Annotated in this window: 8 protein-coding genes; 7 read left to right on the forward strand and 1 reads right to left on the reverse strand. The window is 61.1% G+C overall.

The window, feature by feature from the left end; genetic code table 11:
• Window positions 1-27: 27 nt before the first annotated feature.
• The 7 genes from V2B23_RS25220 (at window position 28) to V2B23_RS25250 (ending at window position 8,325) form a co-directional block, all read left to right on the forward strand.
• A complete protein-coding gene (locus tag V2B23_RS25220; RefSeq protein WP_430952799.1) occupies window positions 28-1,881 on the forward strand; it encodes a flavin-containing monooxygenase in 1,854 nt (617 codons plus the stop codon).
• A complete protein-coding gene (locus V2B23_RS25225) occupies window positions 1,874-2,800 on the forward strand; it encodes an SDR family NAD(P)-dependent oxidoreductase (RefSeq protein ID WP_430952800.1) in 927 nt (308 codons plus the stop codon). Before V2B23_RS25220 ends, V2B23_RS25225 begins: the two co-directional genes overlap by 8 nt.
• The gene (locus V2B23_RS25230) at window positions 2,790-4,496 is read left to right on the forward strand and encodes a thiamine pyrophosphate-binding protein (protein WP_430952801.1); all 1,707 of its coding nucleotides are present in this window, start codon (window positions 2,790-2,792) and stop codon (window positions 4,494-4,496) included. The genes V2B23_RS25225 and V2B23_RS25230 overlap by 11 nt, the downstream gene beginning before the upstream one ends.
• Before the next feature lie 69 nt (window positions 4,497-4,565).
• Window positions 4,566-5,996 carry an aldehyde dehydrogenase family protein gene (locus V2B23_RS25235; protein ID WP_430952802.1) on the forward strand — a complete coding sequence of 477 codons (1,431 nt, stop codon included), beginning with the start codon at window positions 4,566-4,568 and terminating at the stop codon, window positions 5,994-5,996.
• 136 nt (window positions 5,997-6,132) lie between these two features.
• Window positions 6,133-6,969 carry a TauD/TfdA dioxygenase family protein gene (locus V2B23_RS25240; RefSeq protein WP_430952803.1) on the forward strand — a complete coding sequence of 279 codons (837 nt, stop codon included), beginning with the start codon at window positions 6,133-6,135 and terminating at the stop codon, window positions 6,967-6,969.
• A complete protein-coding gene (locus tag V2B23_RS25245) occupies window positions 6,966-7,709 on the forward strand; it encodes an SDR family NAD(P)-dependent oxidoreductase (protein WP_430952804.1) in 744 nt (247 codons plus the stop codon). Before V2B23_RS25240 ends, V2B23_RS25245 begins: the two co-directional genes overlap by 4 nt.
• 37 nt (window positions 7,710-7,746) lie before the next feature.
• Entirely contained in the window at window positions 7,747-8,325 is a 579-nt protein-coding gene (locus V2B23_RS25250; protein WP_430952805.1) for a carboxymuconolactone decarboxylase family protein, read from the forward strand.
• Between the two features lie 84 nt (window positions 8,326-8,409).
• On the opposite strand, the gene V2B23_RS25255 is transcribed toward V2B23_RS25250, so the two are convergent.
• On the reverse strand, window positions 8,410-9,242 hold an 833-nt coding region (locus V2B23_RS25255), incomplete at its 5' end, for a DUF222 domain-containing protein (RefSeq protein WP_430952806.1).

Below are 9,242 nucleotides of genomic sequence, written 5' to 3' on the forward strand. Positions count from 1 at the left end.
TGACTTGCTCTGACGAAAGAAGATCCGATGACCGCACCGACCCAAGCTACGGCCATGACCCCCTGCGCGCCCACAGAAACTCCCGACGTCGACATCGATGCTCTTCGGGCGAAGTACCTCCTCGAACGCGACAAGCGTGTACGTCCCGAAGGTCAGCAGCAGTACGTGGAGGCCGCCGACGAATTCGCGGGTTTCTACGAGAGCGATCCGCACCTGCCCGTCGAACCGCGCGAGCCCATCACCGACGACATCGAGGTGGTAATCCTCGGCGGCGGATTCTGCGGTCTCATTGCCGCGCACCGCCTTCAGCAGGCGGGTGTCACCGACTTCAAGATCGTCGAACTCGGTGGCGACTTCGGCGGTGTCTGGTACTGGAACCGCTACCCGGGAATCCAGATCGACTCGGACGCCTACTGTTACCTCCCGCTGCTCGAGGAAACCGGCTACATGCCGAAGGAGCGCTTCTCGCACGGCGACGAGTGCTTCGAGCACGCGCAGCGCATCGGAAAGCACTTCGGGTTCTACGACAATGCGATCTTCCATACGTTGATCCGCTCGCTGGAATGGGACGAGGAGATCAATCGCTGGCAGATCCGTACCAACCGGGGCGATGAGATCCGTGCTCGTTTTGTCGTCATGGCACAGGGCCCCTACAACCGGCCGAAACTTCCGGGCATCCCCGGGATCACGGACTTCAAGGGACACACATTCCACACTGCACGTTGGGATTACGACTACACCGGCGGTGACCTGCACGGCGGGCTGGACAAGATCGCCGACAAGCGCATCGCCGTCATCGGCACCGGATCGAGTGGTATTCAGGCGATCCCGCACCTGGCAAAAGGCGCGAAGCACCTGACCGTCTTCCAGCGGACACCGTCGTACATCTTCGAGCGAGCCAACTACCCGACCGATCCTCAATGGGTGAACAGTCTCGAGCCAGGGTGGCGGGCAGCTCGTCAGCGCAACTTCCACAATGCCGCCTTTGCCTTCTACTCCCCCGGCGAGCCGGACCTCATCTGCGACGGCTGGACCGAAGTCTCGCGCAACATGGCCGCGAAGCTGACCGAAACCAACGGCTGGGCCGCGCTCGCCGATCCGGTGAAGTTCATGGAACTCAAGGAGATCGAGGACTACCGTTCGATGGAGCGGCTCCGCCGACGGATCGAGGAGATCGTCGACGACTCTGACACTGCTGAACTACTGAAGCCGTACTACCGCAACATGTGCAAGCGCCCGGTCTTCAACGACGACTACCTCCCGACCTTCAACCGCCCGAACGTCACGCTGATCGATGTGTCGGAAACCAAAGGCGTGGAACGTATTACCGAGAGGGGCATCATGGTCGACGGCGTCGAGCTCGAGTTCGACGCGATCGTGTTCGCGAGCGGCTTCGAGATCACCACCGCGCTCGACCGCCAGTTCGACATCGCGCCGTTTGCCGGTCGGGACGGAACCTCCCTCTACGACCACTGGGGCAAGGGATTCCGCACCCTGCACGGTGTCATGGCGCACGGCTTCCCCAACCACTTTGCCACCGGCTTCGTTCAGGGTGGCGTCACCGCATCGACCACGCTGATGTTCGAGCAGCAGGCCGACCACATCGCGTACATCATCAAGGAGGCCCAGGCGCGCGGAGCCACGCATGTCGAACCCACCGCAGCCGCTGAAGAAGGCTGGATCCAGACCATCCGGGCCCACTCGATCGACAACAGCACATTCACGTCGGAATGCACCCCCGGCTATTACAACAGTGAAGGCGAGCCGAACGGACGCTCGTTCCTCGGCGACCCGTTCTGGGGCGGCTTCTACGAACTCGGCGAAATCCTTCAAACCTGGCGGGACACGGGCACATTGGAAGGCCTGAAACTCGATGTCTGAGGCCCGCTTCGACGGTCGTGTTGCCGTCATCACCGGCGCAGGCAGAGGTATCGGACGTGAGTACGCATTACTGCTCGCGTCAAAGGGCGCCAAAGTTGTCGTCAACGACCCCGGTGTCGGGATCAGTGGTGAGAATACAGATAGTGGGGTCGCGGGTGCGGTCGTCGCGGAGATCACTGCTGCCGGGGGCGAAGCAGTCTCATGCACCGCATCCGTCGCGACCGCAGCGGGCGGCCAGGCGATCATCGACGCGGCGATCGAGCACTACGGACGCATCGACATCCTCATCCACAACGCCGGAAACAATCGTTACGCGTCGCTGACGGAGATGACGTACGAGGATTTCGACGCTGTCCTCGACGTTCACCTCCGCGGCGCATTTCACGTACTGCGGCCCGCATTCCCGCTGATGTGCGACGCCGGATACGGCCGGATCGTGCTGACCTCGTCGATCGGCGGTCTGTACGGCAACAATCGGATCGCGAACTACGCGGCATCGAAGGCAGGCATCATCGGGCTATCCAACGTGGCAGCTCTCGAGGGTGCCGATCACGGCGTCTTGTCCAACGTCGTCATACCTGCAGCGATCACCCGCCTGGCAGACGGGATCGACACCTCGTCGTACCCGCCTATGGGACCGGAACTCACGGCCCCGACGGCTGCGTGGCTGGCCCACGAATCCTGTTCCGTCACCGGCGAAATGCTGGTGACGATCGGTGGCCGCGTTGCTCGCGCATTCATCGCCGAAACCCCCGGCGTGTATCAACCGTCGTGGTCGATCGAGGACGTAGGAAGGCAGATCGAGGCAATCCGCGATATCCGCGATCCGTGGATCCTGCCCGTCGTCCCATCAGCTCACGTCGACCACATCACCAAGAGTTTTGCGATAGCCATGGAGGGCAACGCACATGTCAGTTAAGGTTTACGAACGCATTTTGCAGCTCTTCGAAGCCGAGGGCATCAACACGATCTTCGGAATCCCAGACCCGAACTTCGTGCACATGTTCCACCTCGCCGAGGAACGTGGATGGAATGTGGTTGCGCCGCACCATGAAGAGTCGGCCGGATTCATGGCCGAAGCCGTATCGCGCATGACCGGCAAGGCCGCGGTGTGCATCGGCACTCTCGGCCCCGGTGTTGCCAACCTCGCCGGCGCGATGATGTGCGCCAAGGTCGAGAACTCGCCGGTCATCTTCCTCGGTGGCCAGCGCGCCCGTATTACCGAACAGCGCGTTCGACGTGGGCGCATTCAATTCGTCAAACAGGCAAACCTCGTCGAGGCATCCGTAAAGTACAGTGCCAGCATCGAATATGCCGATCAGACGGACGAAATTATCCGCGAAGGACTGCGGAAGGCGCTGTCCGGCACCCCCGGCCCCGTGTACATAGAATACCCGTCCCACATCATCCAGGAAGAGCTGGACGTACCAGACCCGTTGCCCCCCAATGCGTATCGCATGGTTGGTCAGACTGCGGGCCCGGACTTCGTTGCCGAAGCGGTAAAACTGATCCAAGCGGCGCAGCAACCCATTCTGCTCATCGGGCACGGCGTCCACACGTCCCGCGCCGGCGAATCCGTCAAAGCACTCGCAGATGCCATGGCCTGCCCTGTCATTCAGACGTCAGGCGGCACCTCTTTCATCGAGGGACTCGAGGACCGCACCTTCCCGTACGGCTTCTCGTCCGCCGCAGTCGACGCCGTGGTGAAATCCGATCTTTGCCTGGCGATCGGCACCGAACTCGGTGAGCCGGTCCACTACGGTCGGGGCCGGCACTGGATCGCAAACGAAGCCAACCGGAAATGGATCCTCGTCGAACAGGATCCGGAGGCGATCGGCGTCAACCGCACCATCGATGTGCCGCTCGTCGGCGATCTCCGAGCGATTGTTCCCCAACTCGCCGACGCGCTGTGGGATGCACCTCGCAGGGCAACCTCCGAACTCGACGGCTGGATCAAACAGGATGCGGCGCAGCTGGCGGAACTTGCAGAAACGGCGCCGTCCGGCATGACTCCGGTGCATCCCGCTCGACTGATCGTCGAGGCGACCAAGGATTTTCCGAGCGACGGCATCATGGTCCGCGACGGCGGCGCCACCACTATTTTCGGCTGGACGTACTCGCAGGCAAAGCCCCATGACGTGATGTGGAATCAGAACTTCGGCCACCTCGGCACCGGGCTCCCGTACGCCGTCGGCGCCGGTGTCGCTGACGGCGGCCAACGTCCCATCATGTTGATCACCGGCGACTCGTCGTTCCAATTCCATATCGCGGAGCTGGAAACCGCTGCGCGCCTGAACCTGCCGCTGGTCTGCGTTGTTGCCGTCGACTACGCATGGGGACTCGAGGTGGGAGTCTACAAACGCACCTACGGCCAGGGATCGCTCGAGACCGGCGTTCACTGGAGCACCGATACGCGGCTCGACAAGGTCGCCGAAGGCTTCGGCTGCTACGGCGAGTACGTCGACCGGGACGAGGACATCGCGCCGGCGATCAAGCGCGCATACGCCAGCGGCAAGCCGGGCGTAATCCACGTTGCCGTCGACCCCAAGGCGAATTCCGAGGAAATGCCGAGCTACGACGAGTTCCGAACGTGGTACGCGGAAGGCACTCAGTGAACAATCCAGCTCGGATCATTCCCGACTCGACAAGTACTCACGAACACCGCGAAAGGGACCAGAACAGTCATGCGTGAATATCTGAAGTTCTACATCGGCGGACAATGGGTCGACCCGGCCGAGTCCACTACCCTCGAGATCGTCAATCCCGCGACTGAAAAGGTATGCGGCACAGTGGCATCAGGATCTTCGACTGATGTCGACCGCGCCGTTGCGGCAGCGCGCGACGCGTTCCCGAGTTGGTCGGTTACCAGCCGCGAGGAACGACTCACGATTCTGCGAAACATTCTCACCGAATACCAGAACCGCATGGGCGACCTTGCTGCAGCTCTGACAGAGGAGATGGGCGCACCGAACGCACTGGCCAACGGTTTCCAGGTGAACCTTGGTGCCGGTCATCTGACCACCGCGATCGAGGCACTCGAGAACTTCACGTTCGAGGAGCAGCAGGGCGATTCACTGATCGTCAAGGAACCGATCGGAGTCTGCGGACTGATCACACCGTGGAACTGGCCGATCAGCCTGATTGCAGTGAAAGTCTTCCCCGCGTTGGCAACTGGTTGCACCATGGTGCTCAAACCTTCGGAGAAGTCGCCGTTCACCGGGCAGATTTTCACCGAAATCCTCGACGCTGCAGGAGTTCCCGGCGGAGTGTTCAACCTCGTCCAGGGCGACGGACCCACCGTCGGGGCGGCACTGTCCGCACACCCGGGCGTCGACATGATCTCGTTCACCGGCTCCACCCGGGCCGGCATCGACATCGCCACCAACGCCGCTCCCGGCGTCAAGCGAGTCTCGCAGGAGCTCGGCGGCAAGAGCCCGAACATCATCCTCGATGACGACGACTTCGCCGAGAACGTCGGCAAGGGTGTCGCAACCATGATGATGAACTCCGGGCAGACGTGCAGTGCACCGTCGCGCATGCTTGTGCCCACTTCCCGAATGGCCGAAGCCATCAGTGCCGCACGAGAAGCCGCATCCCAGGTGACCGTGGGTGATCCGAGCGGAGACTTCGCAATCGGCCCCATAGTGTCCGAGGCCCAGTTCGAGAAGATCCAGTCCCTGATCGACAAGGGTGTCGGCGAAGGTGCAACGCTGGTGGCGGGCGGTCCCGGACGTCCGGACCACTTGCCGACGGGCTACTACGTGCGGCCCACCGTTTTTGCCGACGTCACCAACAACATGACCATCGCCCGCGAGGAAATCTTCGGACCGGTTCTCACGATTCTCGGCTACGACAACATCGACGACGCCATCGACATCGCGAACGACACCGAGTACGGTCTGGCCGGATTTGTTGCCGGCGCGGACCTCGACCAAGCTCGGGCCGTCGCTCGACGGATCCGTGCCGGGTCCGTCGCAATCAACGACGGATTCGACTTCGCCGCACCGTTCGGCGGTTACAAGAAGAGCGGCAACGGACGTGAGTGGGGTGAGTTCGGTTTCCACGACTACCTGGAGATCAAGGGCATGCTCGGCTACACAGCCGGCGCTTCCTGAGTAGCACTAGATGAGTTCTCTGTTCCTGACATTCACGTCAACGGCGCGTCGCCGCGCAGCACTACAGACCCACCGCAACAACGACCATTGACAAACACGCGGAACCCGCACGTCCCTGACTGATCCAGGAGCACCCATGACCACGCTTGACATCAAGAAACTCAGCAAAAATCTCGGCGCGGAGGTTCTCGGCGTCGATACTGATCGGCTACTCCGAGATGACGACCTCGCAGATGCATGCATGACTGCACTGGAGAAACACAGCGTACTCCTGTTCCGCCAGATCAATGTCGACGATCGAACGCAAGTCGAGTTCTGCCGGAAACTCGGCACCCTGATCAACTTCTCCCGCTTCCCACCGTACGACGCAGAAGAAGTGATGGAGATCAGCTTCGACCCCTCGAATCCGAATGCGGAATACCTTGCCAGTAACGACTTCTGGCACATCGACGGCCTGCTCGACAAGATCGCACCGAAGGCGTCGGTGATGAGTGCACGTGTCACAGCCAACCGCGGTGGTGAAACCGAGTTCGCCAGTACCTACGCCGCATACGAGGCACTCTCCGCCGAGGAGAAGAAGCTGTTCGCCGATCTACGCGTGGTCCACACCTTCGCGGCAATTCAGCAGCTGACGTACCCGGATCCGACACCGACCCAATTGAAGGAATGGTCGTCGCGCCGTGAAGTGGAACATCCCTTGGTGTGGCAGCATGAATCGGGTCGGCATTCACTCGTGTTCGGCGCGACGACATCCCATGTCGTCGGAATGGATTTCGACGAAAGTCGCGCGCTCCTGGACGATCTCGAAAAGCGCGCCACAACACAAGAACTGGTGTATCGGCACACATGGTCCGAAGGTGACCTGGTGATCTGGGACAACTCCGGCCTCGTCCACCGGGCCTGCGAGTTCGACAGGAGCGAGCCCCGCCGCATGCATCGCTCAACCCTGGTCGGCCACGAGAGCATCAAGTGAACAGTCGCACCGCGGTAGTCACTGGTGGGGCATCGGGTATCGGAGCAGCGATCAGCCGGCGACTCGCCTCCGACGGCGCGATGGTGGCGATCCTCGATATCGACGGCAGTGCCGCCGAGGCGTTGGCATCATCGATCTCACTGTCGGGCGGCAAAGCCATCGGATTGACCGTCGACGTGACCGACCGGGCCGCGATCGACGCAGGATTGAACGAAGCGCGTGCACGTCTAGGACGACCAACCATCCTGGTGAACAGCGCCGGATTGAGCATCGACGGCCCTTTCCTCGACCTCACCGCTGAAACGTGGAACCGCTCGCTCGCGATCAATCTCACCGGCACGTTCGACTGTTGCCAAGCTGTGCTGCCAGACATGATCGAGGAAGGCTGGGGCCGGATCGTCAACATCTCGTCGTCGAGCATTCACAGTGGCGCCCCCGGACTGGCCGGCTATGTTGCCGCTAAATCGGGAGTTGTCGGCCTCACAAAGGTATTGGCGCTCGAATTCGCAAAATACAGAATCACCGTCAATACGATTCCTCCCGGATTTATCGACACCCCGATGCTGCGCAACACAGTCGAGAAAGGATTCATCGATCTCGAACAACAGACAGCTAAAACACCCGTCGGCCGGATCGGCACACCCGAAGATGTGGCCGCTGTCTGCGCATTCCTCACCAGCGAGGAAGCCAGTTACGTCACCGGGCAGAGCATCGGTGTCAACGGTGGCCGGAATACCTGACCTCACTACGTGCGATTCCCGAGAGGATTTACAGTCGATGGCTCGAATTTCGCCCGCAACACCGCAACAATGGACCCCCGAGATGAGGACATTCTTCGACGGCTTCCGAACGACCGTTGCTGCCGATCCACAACGGGCCGGTAAGGCCGGACTCAACCTGGTCGGGACATTGGCACAATATCCCGCATTGGCAATGCCATTTCTGTCCTTCAACGCGCACTTGCTTTCTGGGACTTCACTTACCGACAGACAACGGGAACTGCTTGTACTCCGCGTCGCGTCGGTGCAGCGATCCGATTACGAGTGGGCCCAGCACGTCATCCTTGCCGAAAATGCCGGCATGACGAAGGACGAAATCCTCCGGGTCGCGGACGGCTCGGGTGCATCCGAGTGGTCATCGCTCGAACGGTCCCTGCTCAGTGCGGTAGACGAATTGCTGGCGGACGGCGTGGTGAGTGAGCTGACCTGGTCGGCGCTGGCCGAGGAGTTCAACACCGAACAACTGATGGATACGGTGTTCACGGTTGGCTGCTACTCGATGCTCGCCATGGCATTGCGGTCATTCGACGTGAATCCTGAACCGGAGCTTGCTCCGTATCTCCCGGCCGTTCGATAAATGAACACATGCGTGTGGGCTTCGCATCGTCTTTGCTGGTGATGCGAAGCTTAGGCGCGGTATGTAGTTCCGGCGCAGCCGGTTTTAGTCTCGGTGGACTGGGCCTTGGCGGGTGGTGGAGCGGCGGGGTCGTTGTTTCGGGTCGATCGCAGCTGGTGGGATGAACCAGGGTTTGTGATCATCGCCCATTTTGATTTCCCAGATGCCGCGGAACCCGCTGGTGCTGTGGATCAATCGGTGGTGGTTTCGGCAGAGAAGGGCGAGGTTGTCCATCACCGTCAAACCGCCGACCGACCACGGCTTTATGTGGTGGGCGTCGCACCAAGCCGGCACCGCATCACAGTTGGGGAAGGCGCAACCCTTGTCCCGGGCGATCAGTGCCGTCCGCTGTTCGGCTGTGACGAGGCGTTTGTGTGGAGTTGCATCGAGCGGTGCACCGTTGCCGTCCATCAAAACGGTGGAGAGCATGCAATCGCACGCGAGCATCCGGGTCAAGCTCACACTCAGTGGTCCCATCCATGGCATGTACCCGACGTCAAGATCCTCGACGTCAAGATCCTCGAAATCAGGCTCGTCGTCATTCGATGCGACATCGCTGTCAGCTCGCATCGTGGCGCATTCGCGATGCTCGGCAAGATCTTTCGCGGTGATATGCACATTCACATGCGGACGCTGACCACCATCAACACCGGTAACAGCGTTGTCGAGGTACCGGCGAATCAGCTCCTCGAAGGCGTCGGCGGTGCGCTTGGCTGCCGATCGCTGATCGAGGGTTCCGTCCGCGGCTGGTTTCGGCATCGACAGACCCGAGAGCGCCGACAACAACATTTCACCAGTGAGCGCATCGAAATCACCCTTGATGGCAACCCGACCGTTGAGCGTCGGCGAAATCCGCAAGACGTTGAGATCATCGTCCT

Source organism: Rhodococcus sp. 24CO, assembly GCF_050586165.1.
Taxonomy (GTDB): Bacteria; Actinomycetota; Actinomycetes; order Mycobacteriales; family Mycobacteriaceae; genus Rhodococcus_F.